General features: G+C 60.1%; 12 protein-coding genes. 9 read left to right on the forward strand and 3 right to left on the reverse strand.

Features of this window, described 5'->3' with window-relative positions; translation table 11 throughout:
• The 6 genes from ACFFAR_RS09915 to ACFFAR_RS09940 form a co-directional block, all read left to right on the forward strand.
• On the forward strand, positions 1–1873 hold a 1873-nt coding region (locus ACFFAR_RS09915; RefSeq protein ID WP_375507824.1), incomplete at its 5' end, for a (Fe-S)-binding protein.
• Positions 1874–1876: 3 nt separating this feature from the next.
• Entirely contained in the window at positions 1877–3064 is a 1188-nt protein-coding gene (locus tag ACFFAR_RS09920; RefSeq protein WP_174364128.1) for an FAD-binding protein, read from the forward strand.
• Positions 3061–3858, forward strand: a complete 798-nt coding sequence (locus tag ACFFAR_RS09925; protein WP_174364127.1) for an electron transfer flavoprotein subunit beta/FixA family protein — start codon at positions 3061–3063, stop codon at positions 3856–3858. The genes ACFFAR_RS09920 and ACFFAR_RS09925 overlap by 4 nt, the downstream gene beginning before the upstream one ends.
• A gap of 63 nt (positions 3859–3921) precedes the next feature.
• Positions 3922–5223 (forward strand): SRPBCC family protein, encoded by a 1302-nt coding sequence (locus ACFFAR_RS09930; RefSeq protein ID WP_062171990.1) that lies wholly within the window; start codon positions 3922–3924, stop codon positions 5221–5223.
• Between the two features lie 37 nt (positions 5224–5260).
• Positions 5261–6478: an FAD-binding oxidoreductase gene (locus ACFFAR_RS09935; protein WP_375507825.1), complete on the forward strand. Its 1218-nt coding sequence runs from the start codon at positions 5261–5263 to the stop codon at positions 6476–6478.
• A 142-nt stretch (positions 6479–6620) separates the two neighbouring features.
• Positions 6621–7481: a glycine betaine ABC transporter substrate-binding protein gene (locus ACFFAR_RS09940; protein ID WP_062003767.1), complete on the forward strand. Its 861-nt coding sequence runs from the start codon at positions 6621–6623 to the stop codon at positions 7479–7481.
• Positions 7482–7552: 71 nt separating this feature from the next.
• Here ACFFAR_RS09940 and purU read toward each other — a convergent pair whose 3' ends face one another.
• Together purU and ACFFAR_RS09950 are read right to left on the reverse strand one after the other, a co-directional pair.
• Positions 7553–8425 (reverse strand): formyltetrahydrofolate deformylase, encoded by an 873-nt coding sequence (gene purU, locus ACFFAR_RS09945; protein ID WP_375507828.1) that lies wholly within the window; start codon positions 8423–8425, stop codon positions 7553–7555.
• A gap of 129 nt (positions 8426–8554) precedes the next feature.
• Positions 8555–9487 carry a choline sulfate utilization transcriptional regulator gene (locus ACFFAR_RS09950; RefSeq protein ID WP_375507826.1) on the reverse strand — a complete coding sequence of 311 codons (933 nt, stop codon included), beginning with the start codon at positions 9485–9487 and terminating at the stop codon, positions 8555–8557.
• 122 nt (positions 9488–9609) lie between these two features.
• On the opposite strand from ACFFAR_RS09950, the gene betC reads away from it, so the two are divergent.
• The 3 genes from betC (at position 9610) to ACFFAR_RS09965 (ending at position 13562) form a co-directional block, all read left to right on the forward strand.
• Positions 9610–11148, forward strand: a complete 1539-nt coding sequence (gene betC, locus ACFFAR_RS09955) for a choline-sulfatase (protein WP_375507827.1) — start codon at positions 9610–9612, stop codon at positions 11146–11148.
• A 39-nt stretch (positions 11149–11187) separates the two neighbouring features.
• Positions 11188–12138, forward strand: coding sequence for a choline ABC transporter substrate-binding protein (locus ACFFAR_RS09960; RefSeq protein ID WP_062003583.1), 951 nt, complete (start codon positions 11188–11190; stop codon positions 12136–12138).
• 275 nt (positions 12139–12413) lie between these two features.
• Positions 12414–13562 carry a porin gene (locus ACFFAR_RS09965; protein WP_062172004.1) on the forward strand — a complete coding sequence of 383 codons (1149 nt, stop codon included), beginning with the start codon at positions 12414–12416 and terminating at the stop codon, positions 13560–13562.
• Positions 13563–13567: 5 nt separating this feature from the next.
• Here ACFFAR_RS09965 and ACFFAR_RS09970 read toward each other — a convergent pair whose 3' ends face one another.
• Positions 13568–14551: a helix-turn-helix domain-containing protein gene (locus ACFFAR_RS09970; RefSeq protein WP_174364710.1), complete on the reverse strand. Its 984-nt coding sequence runs from the start codon at positions 14549–14551 to the stop codon at positions 13568–13570.
• Positions 14552–14709 lie beyond the last annotated feature (158 nt).

The following is a 14709-nucleotide window of genomic DNA, read 5'->3' on the forward strand; positions in this document are numbered from 1 at the left end:
GGGCCTTGCGCTCGCGCTGTTCAAACGTGCGTCGTACTGGCGCGAGGGCCGCGCAACGGCGGCCGGCCTGTACGGATGGGGCAATCTGCTTTCCATTCCAAAGCGCTATTTCGTCGATCTGCATCATGTGGTCGCGCGTGATCCGTATATTGCAAAGACCCACGTGGCGACGGCGGGCGGCGCCATCGCTGCAATGGGGCTCGTGTTCATCAACTACGGGCTGGCGATATATTCGCCATGGATCGACAAGCTGATCTTCCTGGCTGCGTTGATCATGCTCGTGGGCGCGGTGTTCGTATGGCGTCGCAGGCATGGCGCGAAAGCGGTCCCGGCGCGTTTGTCGCATGGTCCGTGGGACAGCCTGCCGCTGTTGCTGGGCTCGTTTGCGCTCGGGCTTGCGCTGTTCATCATGTTGCCTGCATCGGCCATGTCAGGTGCGCTGGCGATCATCGTTGCGCTGCTGATTGCAGCCGGCGCGTTCACCATGACTTTCGGCGCCGCACGCGGCGGTCCGATGAAACACGCGCTCGCAGGTTTGCTGCATCTCGCGTTTCATCCACGCCAGGAACGTTTCACCGGCCGCAGCCATGAGCATGACGTGGTCCCGCCGACCGCCCTCAAGATGCCCGTGCTCGATGCAAATGAATATGGCGTATCCAGGCCGGTCGAGTTCCGCTGGAACCAACTGCTCAGTTTCGATGCGTGCGTGCAATGCGGTAAATGCGAGGCGGCGTGTCCCGCCTTTGCGGCAGGCCAGCCGTTGAATCCAAAGAAGCTGATCCAGGATCTCGTGACGGGCATGGTCGGTGGAACGGACGCGGCGTATGCGGGCAGCCCCACGCCCGGAATTCCGCTCGGCAAGCACTCCGGCGCGCCGTCGAAACCGCTGATCTCCACGATGATCGAAGCGGACACCATCTGGTCCTGCACCACATGCCGTGCGTGCGTGCAGGAATGCCCGATGTTGATCGAGCACGTGGACGCTATCGTCGATATGCGGCGCAACCAGACGCTGGTCGAAGGCATCGTGCCGGGCAAGGGTCCGGAGACGCTCGCGAACCTGCGCGAGACGGGCAGCGCGAATGGCTTCGACATTGGCGCGCGTTATGACTGGGCGGTCGATCTGCAAGTCCAGGTTGCGCAACCCGGCCGTCCGGTTGACGTGTTGCTGATCGCAGGCGAAGGCGCGTTCGACATGCGCTACCAGCGCTCGCTGCGTGCATTGGTCAAGGTGTTGAACAAGGCCGGCGTGGATTACGCCGTGCTTGGCGGCATGGAAACGGATACCGGCGACACTGCCCGTCGTCTCGGCGATGAAGCCACATTCCAGCAGCTCGCTACGCAACTGATCGCAACGCTCTCGCAGTATTCATTCGGAAAAATCGTCACCGCCGATCCCCACGTCATGCACAGCTTGCGTAACGAATATCGCGCGCTTGGTGGCTTGTATGAAGTTCAGCATCATACTGCGCTGATCGCGGAACTCGTGGCGAGCGGCAAGCTGAAACCCTCGGCGGAAAGCGCGCTCGCGACGGGCAAGACCGTCACGTATCACGACCCGTGCTATCTCGGCCGCTATAACGGTGAAACGGAAGCGCCGCGCACGTTGCTCCGGACCATCGGCATCAAGGTGGTCGAGATGGAACGCAATGGCATGCGCGGCCGATGCTGCGGCGGGGGCGGGGGCGCTCCTCTCACGGACATTCCCGGCAAGCAGCGCATTCCCGATATCCGGATCAACGACGCTCGCGCGATCAACGCGGAGATCGTCGCGGTCGGCTGCCCGAACTGCACGGCGATGCTCGAAGGGGTGGTGGGTGCGCGTCCCGAAGTGCTCGACGTGGCCGAACTCGTTGCAGCGGCGCTGGAGTAAGCAATGCATACAATCAAACGAATCGATCCGCGCCGGCCGTTCTCTGTCACGGCTGAAGGGCTCAAGCGCATTACCCTGGGCGTTGTCGGCGCAGCAGGCGACGCTGACCTTGTGGCGCTCGGCGGCCATCGCGAACAGGTTAAACCGCAGCGCATGACTTCTGCGGCGCTTCGTTCGCTGCTCGTGGCGGCGCACAGCGATCGCGGTTCGCTCGATGACCACGCGCGCCAGACGCTTGCCGCCGCCGCGTTGCTTGCGGACGCGGCCACGCAAGTGGTGCTGCTGGTCTTTGGCGAATTGAAGGACGATGCAGCCGCGCTCGGCGCGGACAAGGTTATCGCAATGCCTGCGTTCGACCGGCGCGCGTTCACGCCCGATGCCGCGCTGGACGCGCTCGCTGCGTGTGTTGCGGCGTATTCGCCATTGCATATCTTTTTGCCTGATAACGCCGCCGGTGACGGCGACCTCGGCCGTCGATACGCGGCGCAAGCCAAGGCATCGGTCGCGACGCAAGTCGTCGAAATCGACGCCACGCACGTCTCGGTTCACACGCAAGTGCGCAAGGCTTATGCAGTGCGTGCATTGCCCGACGTGATCCTGCTCGCACCGAATGCGGTCGATGTCCGTTTGCCTTTCGTCGGCGCGGGCGAGCAGGTTGCGGCTGAACAATTCGCCACGGCGAGTTTGAAAACAGCAAGCCCGTACAAGGACCTCGGCATCGAGGAAATTGACGCCGCGCAGGTTGCGCTGGAGGAGGCGGACTTTATCGTTTCGGCAGGCAACGGCGTTACCGATGTTCCCGCGTTCGAGCGGCTGGCGAGCACGGTCGGCGCGGCAGTCGGCGCGAGCCGCGTTGCCGTGGACGACGGCAAATTCCCGCGCGATAAACAGATCGGCGCGACAGGCAAGACCGTTGATGCAAGCATCTATATCGCCTTCGGGATCTCGGGCGCCGTGCAGCATTTGCAGGGCATCAAGGATTGCCGCCACGTGATTGCAGTGAACCTCGACGCCAGTGCTCCGATAGCAAAACGCGCGAACCTCACGATCATCGGCGACGCGGCCGAAACGATTGCAGCACTGACCGATGCCGCCGCCGCAGCACGCAGCGCACGTGCAAATCCAGGCGTAATGGCGGCGCACAGCAGCAATGTGCCGAACGCAGCAAAGCTGGAAGGAGCGCTCGCATGAACTCCAACGCATCGACGGCGAAACGCGCGGCGCGAATCGCGGTGCTCGTATCGGTTGGCCGTCATCCCGTGAGTGGCACTCAGCGCTATAGCCGCAACGACGCCGCTGCGCTGACCCTCGCCACATCGCTTGCCGCAAGACATCACGCGACGCTCGACGTGATCCACGCCGGCGACCCCACGAACGCGGCGCTGCGCGAATACCTCGCGCTGGGCGCGGCGAAAGTCGAAGTGCTCTCAGTGGCCGCGGGTGATGAAATAGCGCCCTCATTGAGCGTTCGCCTGAAGGGCTACGACCTTATTCTCACCGGCACACGCGCGGAAGGCACGCAGGACAGCGGCATGTTGCCGTATCAACTTGCCGACGCACTCGACATGCCGTTGCTTGCATCGGCGGTGGACATCGAGGTCGAAGTGGACCACGTGACGGTCCGGCAATTCCTGCCGAAAGGTTTGCGCCGCCGCGTGCAGACGAAGCTTCCGGCGCTGATCGCCGTGCATCCGATGGCCAACGCCACGCCGCGCTACGCGTACGCAAAGCTGCGCGAAGGTTCCATCGAAAAGGTGCTGGTGAGCGCCGCCAGCGCATCGGACAACACGGCTTGGTCCATCAAACCCGCGACCGCGAAACCGGTCCGTCTGGCCGCTGCTGAGAAACGCTCGGGACACGCGCGCATGCTCTCCGCGACGACGACTGAAAGCCGCGGCGGAAGCGTCGTAATTGAAGGGACTTCCGTCGAAAAAGCACAAGTGATCCTGGCGTATTTGCGCGAGCATCAACTCGTGGATTATTGATTTGCCATATGAAATTTCCCGCGCGTTCAAGGTCGCACGGGGCACCAAAACTCGGAGTACACGATGAAAGTTTCCGCTGACGTTCGCGCAATGATCGAACGCCGCAAGAAGGGCCACACGCTCGAAGCGCCGTTCTACGCGAGCGAGGAAATTCACGCACTGGACATGGACGTGATCTTCCGCAAGCACTGGATTCAGGTGGCGGTCGAGCCGGATGTGCCGGAAGCGGGCGACTACATGACAGTGGAACTCGGCAACGATTCCATTTTGATCGTGCGCGACGACGACATGCAGATCCGTGCATTTCATAACGTTTGCCGCCATCGTGGCGCGCGTCTGTGCAGTTCGGAAAAGGGCTCGCTTGGGAATATCGTGTGTCCGTACCATAGCTGGACCTACAACCTGAACGGCGATCTGATGTTCGCCGAGCATATGGGCGAGCAGTTCGACAAATGCAAGCACAGTTTGAAGAAGGTCCATCTCGAGAACCTTGCCGGGCTGATTTTCATCTGCCTCGCGGAAACGCCGCCTGCCGATTTCGCGGTGCTGCGTGCGTCGATGGAACCTTATCTGCTGCCGCATGGTCTTGCCAATTGCAAGGTCGCGGCTTCGATCGACATCATTGAAAAGGGTAACTGGAAGCTCACGATGGAGAATAACCGCGAGTGCTATCACTGCGTCGCGAACCATCCTGAACTGACCATCTCGCTCTACGAATACGGCTTTGGTTATCAACGTTCCGCCGATAATGAAGAAGCAATGGCCGCGTTCGACAAGACCGTTGAAGAGCGCACGAAGCAATGGGAAGCGATGAACCTGCCGTCGAAGGAGATCGATCGACTCGCAGACCTCGTCACCGGCTTTCGTACGCAACGCCTGCCGCTCGATCGCAGCGGCGAGTCGCAGACCATGGACGCCAAGGTTGCATCGACAAAGCTCCTGGGCGGTTTCGAGCAAGCGGATCTCGGCGGCCTGTCGTTCTGGACGCAACCGAACTCATGGCATCACTTCATGAGCGATCACATCGTAAGCTTCTCGGTGATTCCGCTGTCAGCGGGTGAAACGCTCGTGCGCACCAAGTGGCTGGTGAACAAGGACGCGCGTGAGGGTATCGACTACAACGTGGATAACCTCACGGCCGTCTGGCGCGCGACCAACGATCAGGACCGCGCGCTGGTTGAATTTTCGCAGCTCGGCGTGACCAGCAGCGCATATGAGCCGGGTCCGTATTCGCCATTTACCGAAGGCCTCGTGGAGAAGTTTTGCGAGTGGTATATCGGGCGTCTCGAAGACTACGCGAATACGCCGGATGAAGCGGTCGTGCCGTCTTCGCACGGCGAGAAAGTCGTGTCGTTCAAGCGTTGATTACAACGCGGCACTCAGGTCTTAAGCGGAGAAACAGATGATGCGCGATCAGGCGACGTTCGAGCCCGCCCCGAACCGAGTCACCCAGCCCGAGTTCTGGGACAAGCTTCCGGCGCGCTGGGACAGCGATACCGACGACACACTCGTCTGCTGCCACGTGCGTCAGGAAACGCATGACGTGAAGAGTTTTTTCTTTCGCGCGCCGAATGAGCGGACCTTTGTTTTCGAACCGGGCCAGTTCATTACGCTTGAACTCGAGATAGACGGCGAGTCGATCAATCGCTGCTACACCATTTCGTCGCCTCCCACACGGCCGCATACCATCTCGATCACGGTGAAGCGCGTACCGGGCGGAAAGGTTTCGAACTGGCTTCACGATAACCTGCAGACCGGTGGCAAGGTTCGCGTGCTGGGACCCGCCGGTGAATTTACCTGCGCGCGGCATCCGGCGCGCAAGTTTCTGTTTTTATCGGCGGGATCGGGGGTCACGCCTCTGATGTCCATGAGCCGCGCGCATTACGAGCTGGGCGAAGATCGTGACATCGTGTTCCTGCATAGCGCCCGCACGCCGGACGACATCATCTTCGCGCGCGAGCTCGACCTGATCGCGGCGAACCAGGCGAATTTCCGGACTGCCTTCGTGTGCGAACGCGTCGGCGCGAGAACGAACTGGCCGGGTGTGACCGGTTTCCTGACGTTGCCCTTGCTCAAGCTCATCGCGCCGGACTTCATGGAGCGCGAAATCTTCACGTGTGGTCCGGCGCCGTATATGAAAGCCGTGCGCGATCTCCTGGCGGAAGGCGGCTTCGATTTTAAGCATTATCACGAGGAAAGCTTCTCATTCGAGACAATCGCCGAGGTTGCGGCCGAACTCACGACGGCGCATGTCGCCGATGCTTTGCGGTCTCACGAAACGTTCGCCGAAGCACGTGAAACGGCGATCGGCTTCGCGCCGGTGCCCGAATTCGAACCAATCGCCGCGCCCGTTGAAACCACGTTCAAGGTCAGCTTCGCCAAAAGCAATCGCGAGATTGAATGCGGCAGCGGACAACATGTGCTCGATGCGGCGAAGAAATCCGGCGTCCGTCTGCCGGCATCCTGCACTCAGGGCATGTGCGGCACGTGCAAGGTCAAGTTGATTTCCGGCGAAGTGCAGATGAAGCACAACGGCGGCATTCGTCAGCGGGAAATCGATCAGGGCATGGTGCTTTTGTGCTGCAGCAAGCCTCTGACCGATCTTGTTGTAGACAAGTAAGGGTATTCATCAGGACCGGCGACGCACCGGGATAAAACGAGGTCGCATCCGGACAACTGGGTGTCGAAAAAAAACCAGTCGGCGTATTTCTGGCCAGTGATTCTAAAGCCTCAATAGTGTGTACCGCGAAGGGGAGAAGACAATGAAACTGATCAAGAAGCTAGTGGTATTAAGCGCGATGAGCGCAGCGTTGGCCGCAGCCAGTGTGTCCGCCATCGCCGCCGACGCAAAACCGACCATCAAGATCGGTTATGTGGAAGGCTGGGATGACAGCGTGGCGACGTCGAACGTGGCGGCGCAGATCATCGAGAAGAAGCTGGGTTATCCCGTGCAGCTCGTGCCCGTGGCAGCGGGTGTGATGTGGCAGGGCGTGGCGCGCGGCGACCTCGATGCAACCTTGTCGGCATGGTTGCCGGTCACGCACGGCGCGTACTGGGAAAACTTCAAGACGAAGGTCGTCGACGTCGGTGTGAACTTTCCTGATGCGAAGATCGGCTTGATCGTTCCGGAAGATGCGCCGGTCACGAGCCTTACGGACCTCGAAGCGAAGAAAGCGGATTTCGGCGGACGGATCGTGGGCATCGATGCAGGCGCGGGCGTGATGTCGAAGACATCCGAAGCAATCAAGGCCTATAACCTCGACTACACGCTGATGCCAAGCTCGGGCAGTGCGATGACGGCGGAACTGGCGCGTGCCGAGAACGCGAAGAAGCCGATCATCGTGACAGGCTGGAAGCCACACTGGATGTTCGCGAAGTACAAACTGAAGTTCCTGGAAGATCCGAAGAAGGTGTTCGGCGAATCCGAGCACGTGGACAGCGTGATCAATCCGGGACTTGAGACGAAGGCACCGACGGTGGTCGCATTCCTGAAGAAGTTCCAGTGGAAACCGGGTGAGATCGACAGCGTCATGCTCGCGACCACGAACGGCGCAAAACCGGCCGCTGCTGCGGATGCGTGGGTGAACGCACACGCGGACCGTGTGTCGAGCTGGACGAAGTAAATTCGTTCTAACGCTTCAACGAGAAACGCCGCTTGATTCAAGCGGCGTTTTTTATTGGTAGATCGAAACGACTACAGCACGACCGTCCGATCGCCGTTGATAAACACCCGCCGTTCGATAAACGCCTTTACCGCCCGCGCGAGCGTGATGCATTCCACATCGCGTCCGGTCGTAAGCAAGCGCTCCGGCTTGTATGAATGGTCCACGCGTTCGACCACCTGTTCGATGATCGGACCTTCATCCAGATCATCGGTCACGAAATGCGCGGTCGCGCCGATCAGCTTGACGCCACGCGTGTGCGCCTGATGGTAAGGCTTTGCGCCCTTGAATCCGGGCAGAAACGAATGATGGATGTTGATCGCGCGTGCGGCGAGTTTGCGGCTTGTCTCGCCTGAAAGGATCTGCATGTAGCGCGCGAGAATCATCAGCTCGGCGCCGGACGTGTCGAACAGGTCGAGCAAGCGCGCTTCCTGCTGCGGTTTGGTATCGGCGGTGACGGGGAGATGATGAAACGGCAAGCCATGCTGGATTGCAAGCGGTTCAAGGTCACGATGGTTCGACCCGATCCCCACGATATCCATCTTCAGCTCACCCATGCGCCAGCGGAACAGCAAGTCCGCAAGGCAATGCTCAAGCTTCGACACCAAAATCAGCACCTTGGGCCGCGCATCGACGTTATGGATGGCCCAGGTCATCGAAAAACGCTCGGCGATGGGGGCGAATTCCTGCTGCAGCGCGGCGATCTGCAGCGTTTCATCGCGATCCACGCCGTGGAAAACGCAGCGCACGAAAAAGCGCTGGCTGAGGTCGTCGTCGAAGACGGTGAGTTCATCGACGTAATAGTTGTGCCGGTCGAGGAAGCCGCCCACGGCTGCAACCTGGCCCGCGGCGCTTGGGCAAGCGACCGTGAGCACGAGTCGATGGGGTTGGGCTATAGACGCCATATCGCTGGACATGCGGTTCTCCACTCTGCAAAGGGCAGCGCCGCGAAGGCAGCGCGTGTACTTCGCAGTAGAGCAAACCGCACAGGACTGCGGCTAGAAGTTATGCGCCGTGATGATGGTATCGGAGCGTCAAGCGGGGGTATGGGAAGCCAGGCCGCACTCGGCCAGCAGCCAGTCGCGGAATGCGCAAACTGCCGTTGTTTGTGCGCGCGGTGAGCTGAGCAGATATCCGCCATCGGTCATGACTGGTTTATCGAATAGTTGTACCAGTTGCCCGCTTGCGATGAGTTCGTCCACGAGCGGCGCCCATCCGAGGGCCACGCCCTGGCCCATGATCGCGGCGTGCGCTACGAAGCCGTAGCTGTTGAATGTAATGCCGCGATGCGCGGGCGGCGCGGTCAGCCCGTGCGCGGCGAACCATCCGTGCCATGAAAGCCATCGTTCCGGATTCGTCGGTTCAAGGTGCAACAACGGCCATTCGCTCAGGTCTGATGGTCTTACCGGTTTGCCATGCCGCGCGAGAAACGCGGGGCTGCATACGGGCGTGACCTGTTCCGGAAACAGCTTGAGTGCGCCGCGCCCGGGCCAGTTCATGGCAACGTGGCCGAAGCCGATCACGATATCCGCATGATCGTGCTCCGCCGCCAGGACGTCTTGCGCGGTGGTGATCCTTACATCGACGTCAGGCATGAGCGCCTTGAATTGCGAGAGCCTTGGCATCAACCAGTATGTCGCAAAGCCGAAGTCGGTCAGAAGGTTGAGCGACTGCTGCGAAGGTGCGGCATGACGCGCGCGGATATCGTTCGTGGCGATGCGGATGGTTTCGAGACTCTGGCGCACCGCTTCGAAGAGGCGCACGCCGTCTTCGGTCAACGTCACGCCGCGATGCCCACGCTCGAAGAGCGGCGCGCCGAGATTCTCTTCGAGCTGCACCACGCGCTGGCTGACGGCCGGCTGCGTGGAGCCGAGCTCACGCGCGGCCGCCGTAAAACTGGCGAGACGCGCGGCGGACTCGAACATGGATAACGCCTGCATTGGCGGCAAACGATCCTGTCTCGACATAAGTGCCCCTTATGAGCTCATAACGTTTTGCTCTCTTCACAGCCGCGATTTGAACGGCAATAGTGATACGCGATGCAGTGTGCCAGCGTTCCACCTTCCGATTCTATTCGAGCCTCGCCCCGATGCTTAAGCCAAGACAAAATATCCTCATCCTGATGGCCGACCAGATGACGCCGTTCGCGTTATCGGCCTATGGTCATCATGCGACAAAAACGCCGAACATGGACGCGCTCGCGGCGCGCGGCGTGGTGTTCGATTCCGCCTACTGCGCGAGCCCGCTTTGCGCGCCGTCGCGTTTTTCATTCTTGTCCGGGAAGTTGCCGTCCAACATAGGTGCCTACGATAACGCCGCCGAATTTCCATCGCAAACATTGACGTTTGCGCATTACCTGCGTGCCGAGGGGTACAGGACCGTTCTTTCGGGGAAGATGCATTTCTGCGGTCCCGACCAGTTGCATGGTTTTGAAGAGCGCCTGACCACGGACATCTATCCCGCCGACTTTGGCTGGACGCCGAACTGGGATGACTTCCAGACCCGCCCGAGCTGGTATCACAACATGAGTTCGGTTATTGATGCAGGTCCTTGCGTGCGTACCAACCAGCTCGATTTTGACGATGAAGTCACCTACACCACGCGCCAGAAGCTGTTCGACATAGCGCGTGAGCGGCAAGCCGGCAAAGATGCGCGGCCGTTTTGCGTGGTGGCTTCCCTGACGCATCCGCACGACCCTTACGCGATTCCGCAGAAGTACTGGGACATGTATCGCGATGAAGACATCCAGATGCCTTCGTATCGCGACACGCTGGACGCCGCCGATCCGCATTCAAAGCGCCTTCGCCATGTCTGCGAAACCGACAAGACGCCGCCGACCGATCAGCAGATCCGCAATGCGCGTCACGCGTATTACGGCGCGATTTCTTACGTCGACGCCCAGTTCGGCGCGATCCTCGAAGCGCTCGATCAGTCCGGCATGGCTGATGACACCATCGTCATCGTGACGTCCGATCATGGCGAGATGCTCGGCGAACGCGGCCTTTGGTACAAGATGACGTTCTTCGAGGGCGGTTGCCGCGTGCCGCTGATCGTGCATGCGCCCGGGCAATTCGAGGCGGGTCACGTGAAGGCTTCGGTCTCGCATCTCGACTTGCTGCCAACGCTCGTTGAGCTCGGCCGCGGTTCGGCGCGGCCCGCGTGGCCCGACACGCTCGATGGTCAAAGCCTCGTGCCGCATCTTCGCGGCGACTCCGGGGCGCACGATGAAGCCATCGCTGAGTACCTTGCCGAAGGCGCGATTGCGCCCATCGTCATGTTGCGTCGCGGCGATTTCAAGTTCATCCATACGCCGGCCGACCCCGACCAGCTCTTCAACGTCACTGCCGATCCGCTGGAACGAACGAACCTCGCGACGCATCCGGAACATGCGGAGCGGGTCGCTGCGTTCGTCAAGGAAATCGCGCGGCGTTGGGACCTCGTAAAGCTGCGAGAGGAAGTCGTGCAGAGCCAGCGCCGCCGTCAATTCCATTTCGACGCCACCACGCAGGGCGTGATCGAGTCATGGGACTGGCAGCCGTCAGTCGATGCCAGCCAGCGTTACATGCGAAATCACATCGACCTGGACACGCTTGAAGCGATGGCACGTTTCCCCGCTGTCAAAAAATAAACAAGCGCTCGCATAAAAACACACCCACAGGAAGCCACCATGAAAAAGCCCTTCAAACAAGCATTATTCTGCATCGCAGCGCTATGCGTATCCGTCGGATCGGTGATTGCGGCCGAGCCTCAAAGCTGCTTGCAGGTGAAGATGGCAGACCCGGGCTGGACTGATATCGATGCAACCAACGCCATGGCCGGCGTCGTGCTGAAGGCATTGGGCTACAAGCAGACCGTGTCGAATCTCTCGGTGCCGATCACCTACCAGGGTTTGAAGAAAGGGCAGATCGACGCGTTCCTGGGCAACTGGATGCCTGCGCAAGCACCGATGGTCAAACCTTTCGTCGATGAAAAATCGATCGAGGTCGTGCATCCGAACCTGACCAACGCCAAGTTCACACTCGCGGTTCCCGACTATGTGGCAGCGGCCGGCGTCCATACGTTCGCCGATTTGCAGAAGAACGCGGACAAGTTCGAAAGCAAGATCTACGGCATTGAACCGGGCGCGCCGGCGAACCAGAATATCAAGAAGATGGTCGATGAAAAGGCTTTCGGACTCAACGGCTGGAAGCTCGTCGAGTCGAGCGAGACCGGCATGCTCACGCAAGTCGAACGCGCTGTCCGCGAGAAGAAATGGATCGTGTTCCTCGCATGGGAACCGCATCTGATGAACACGAAGTTCCATCTCACTTACCTTGATGGCGGCGACAAATACTTCGGTCCGAACTTTGGCGGCGCGACGGTAAACACAGTTGCACGGACCGGGTATATCGGCGAATGCCCTAACGTTGGACGCCTCTTGAAGCAGATGACCTTCAACGTCGACCTCGAGAACGGGATCATCACGGACGTGCTGGAAAACAAGACCAACATTGACACCGCTGCCACAGCGGCGCTCAAGCGCAATCCCGATGTCGTGAAGGGCTGGCTCGATGGCGTGACCACCGCCACAGGCGGAAATGGTTTGCAAGCCGTACAAACCGCGCTTGGCTCCAAATAACAACACACGTCGCACATAGGCAGGTTTGCGTCGCAAACCGTCGAGCCCCGGTAAATATGGACTCGTACTTTTGCATGGCTGGTTCCTGCATCGGAAAGTACCGCAGCAGGCGCCGGCGTCACAAGCTTCAGATCACCGTACCAAGCCAGTCTCTGCAATAAAAATCGAGCGGGAAGCGTTGCGCGGCGCCGGCTTTCGTGGCGGCTTCGCTGGAGCAGCGCGGGACACGCTTTATCCAACGAACGAGCAAACACGGGTATCAGGGAGAATCAACGATGAAGAAGCGAAATGCCGCAAAGCTGGCGGCCCTTGCATTGAGCGCAAGCGCCGTATCCGCACCCGCCGTGGTCCACGCGCAAGGCAGCGTGACCCTGTACGGCATTCTGGATGCGGGTATCACCTACGTGAACAACACGGGCGGTTCGCACGCCTTCAGGTTCGAGGACGGCATCTCGTACGGCAACCGGCTGGGCTTCAAGGGCGTTGAAGATCTCGGCGGCGGATTGAAGGCGATTTTCGCACTTGAATCGGGTTTTCATATCGGCACCGGCAAATACGCGTTTGGTGGCGCCGAGTTCGGACGCCAGGCATACGTTGGCTTGCAGAGCCAGTGGGGGACAATATCGCTGGGTAACCAGCTCGACATGACCAACGAGTTCATGGAGGGCTACAACATTTCCTCGTTCGCGAGCGGCTACGCGATCCACCAGGGCGACTTCGACCGGATGAACGGCGACCGTTTGCCGAACGCGATCAAGTACATGTCGCCCAATATCAGCGGCCTCACATTTGGCGGCATGTATTCGTTCGGCAATGTGTCGGGAAACTTTCATCAGCAAAGCGCGTACAGCGCGGGCGCGCATTATGCGCACGGCGATTTCACCATTGGCACGGCCTATACACGCCTGAACAACCCGAACGGCATCTACGCATTCGATCCCTACGCGATGATCGGCACGAAGACCTTCCTCGGCCAGACCGTTGCGACCGTGGACCCGGCGACCGGCGCGGTCAACGACCTGTTCAGCAGCACTCCCCTTGCCGTCGATAGCCAGGCGACTTACGGCATCGGTTCGTCGTATGCGTTCGGAAACCTGATGCTGCTCGGCAACTATACGTACACGACCATCAAGGGTTTTGGACAGTCATCGCACATGCATGTGGGCGAAGGCGGTGCGTCCTATAACTTCACGCCGGCGCTTATTCTTTACGGCGGTTATCAGTTCACGGCTTTCGAAGGACACAAGTGGAACATGGGTTCGCTTGCGCTTCATTACCTCTTGTCCAAGCGTACCGATCTTTACATCTCGGGCGACTATCTGAGGGCATCGAACGGAGTGGATGCGGTCATTGGCTATAGCTTCACGCCATCGACATCGAATACGCAAAGCGACGTTCGTATCGGCTTGCGTCACTCGTTCTAGATCGATCAAGCCAGCGCGGCGGTATCCTGAAGCGGGACCGCCGCGCGTGGCGAAGCGCGGTCCTGTCGCGGGCTTGAACCAAAGCGCGTGCGATAAGTGCGCGAGAAATGCGATGGTGATTCGAAGCCGCACGCCACGCAAACCGTCGTGATCGACATATCGGTTTGCTGCAGCAACTCCCGGGCACGCGCCAGGCGCAGCCCGAGATAAAAATGTGTCGGTGTGTCTTTCAGCGCCGAGCAGAAGAGGCGTTCGAGCTGACGCCGCGTCACACCGATTTCCTCTGCCAGTGCATCTGGCGACAGTGGTTCCTCCATGTGCTGTTCCATCACGCCGATTACTTGAATCAGCTTGCGATTGTGGATGCCGTAGCGCGCCGCGATCTCCATGCGCTGATGATCCGAACGCTGCCGGATACGGCCGAGCACGAATTGCTCGGAGACCTGCGCGGCGAGTTCCGCGCCGTGGCGGCGGCCGATCAGATCCAGCATCAAGTCGATGGAAGCCGTGCCGCCCGCGCACGTGATGCGCCGTGCATCGATTTCGAACAGCTCCTGGCTTACCGCCAGCGATGGATAGCGTTCCCGAAACGCCGATGCCGCTTCCCAGTGCAAGGTCACGCGTTCGTGCTGAAGGAGGCCGGCTTCGGCGAGGATGAAGCTGCCTGTATCGATACCGCCGAGCGTTGTGCCTGCGCGGTCCAACTTGCGGAGCCATTCGGCGAGTTCGCGGGAGTATTGGTCGAGCGGGTTGAACCCGGCGACCACGATCACGTTCTGAGCTGATTTGACGTCGGCGAGGGCGCATTCGGCGTTCAGGGAGATGCCGTTGCTGGCGCAGACCGGGCCGCCGTCGATGCTTAGAATATGCCAGCGATACAGTTCGCCGCGAAAGCGATTTGCCACGCGCAGCGGTTCGATCGCCGACATGAAGCCGATGGAGGAAAACTCCGGTAGCAGCAGGAAGTGAAAGTTTTCGGTCGGTGGCATCGAGGGTGGGTTTTTTTTGGTCTGACCGGGGAAGGTAGCAAGTGGAAATTGCTGGCGCAATGGGGAGGTTTCCGGAGGGCGGGGCGGGGGTTCTCGGGCTGGGTCGGGGTTGGGTCGGGGTTGAGGCCGGGTTGCTGCTTTTTAGGCTACCGCGCGTT

Origin of the sequence: uncultured Caballeronia sp. (assembly GCF_964243625.1) — a bacterium.
GTDB lineage: Bacteria > Pseudomonadota > Gammaproteobacteria > Burkholderiales > Burkholderiaceae > Caballeronia.

Coding starts and splice junctions, on each gene's coding strand:
- ACFFAR_RS09920 (WP_174364128.1), top strand. CDS start 1,877: ATGCATACAATCAAACGAATCGATCCGCGCCGGCCGTTCTCTGTCACG.
- ACFFAR_RS09925 (WP_174364127.1), top strand. CDS start 3,061: ATGAACTCCAACGCATCGACGGCGAAACGCGCGGCGCGAATCGCGGTG.
- ACFFAR_RS09930 (WP_062171990.1), top strand. CDS start 3,922: ATGAAAGTTTCCGCTGACGTTCGCGCAATGATCGAACGCCGCAAGAAG.
- ACFFAR_RS09935 (WP_375507825.1), top strand. CDS start 5,261: ATGATGCGCGATCAGGCGACGTTCGAGCCCGCCCCGAACCGAGTCACC.
- ACFFAR_RS09940 (WP_062003767.1), top strand. CDS start 6,621: ATGAAACTGATCAAGAAGCTAGTGGTATTAAGCGCGATGAGCGCAGCG.
- purU (WP_375507828.1), bottom strand. CDS start 8,425: ATGGCGTCTATAGCCCAACCCCATCGACTCGTGCTCACGGTCGCTTGC.
- ACFFAR_RS09950 (WP_375507826.1), bottom strand. CDS start 9,487: ATGTCGAGACAGGATCGTTTGCCGCCAATGCAGGCGTTATCCATGTTC.
- betC (WP_375507827.1), top strand. CDS start 9,610: ATGCTTAAGCCAAGACAAAATATCCTCATCCTGATGGCCGACCAGATG.
- ACFFAR_RS09960 (WP_062003583.1), top strand. CDS start 11,188: ATGAAAAAGCCCTTCAAACAAGCATTATTCTGCATCGCAGCGCTATGC.
- ACFFAR_RS09965 (WP_062172004.1), top strand. CDS start 12,414: ATGAAGAAGCGAAATGCCGCAAAGCTGGCGGCCCTTGCATTGAGCGCA.
- ACFFAR_RS09970 (WP_174364710.1), bottom strand. CDS start 14,551: ATGCCACCGACCGAAAACTTTCACTTCCTGCTGCTACCGGAGTTTTCC.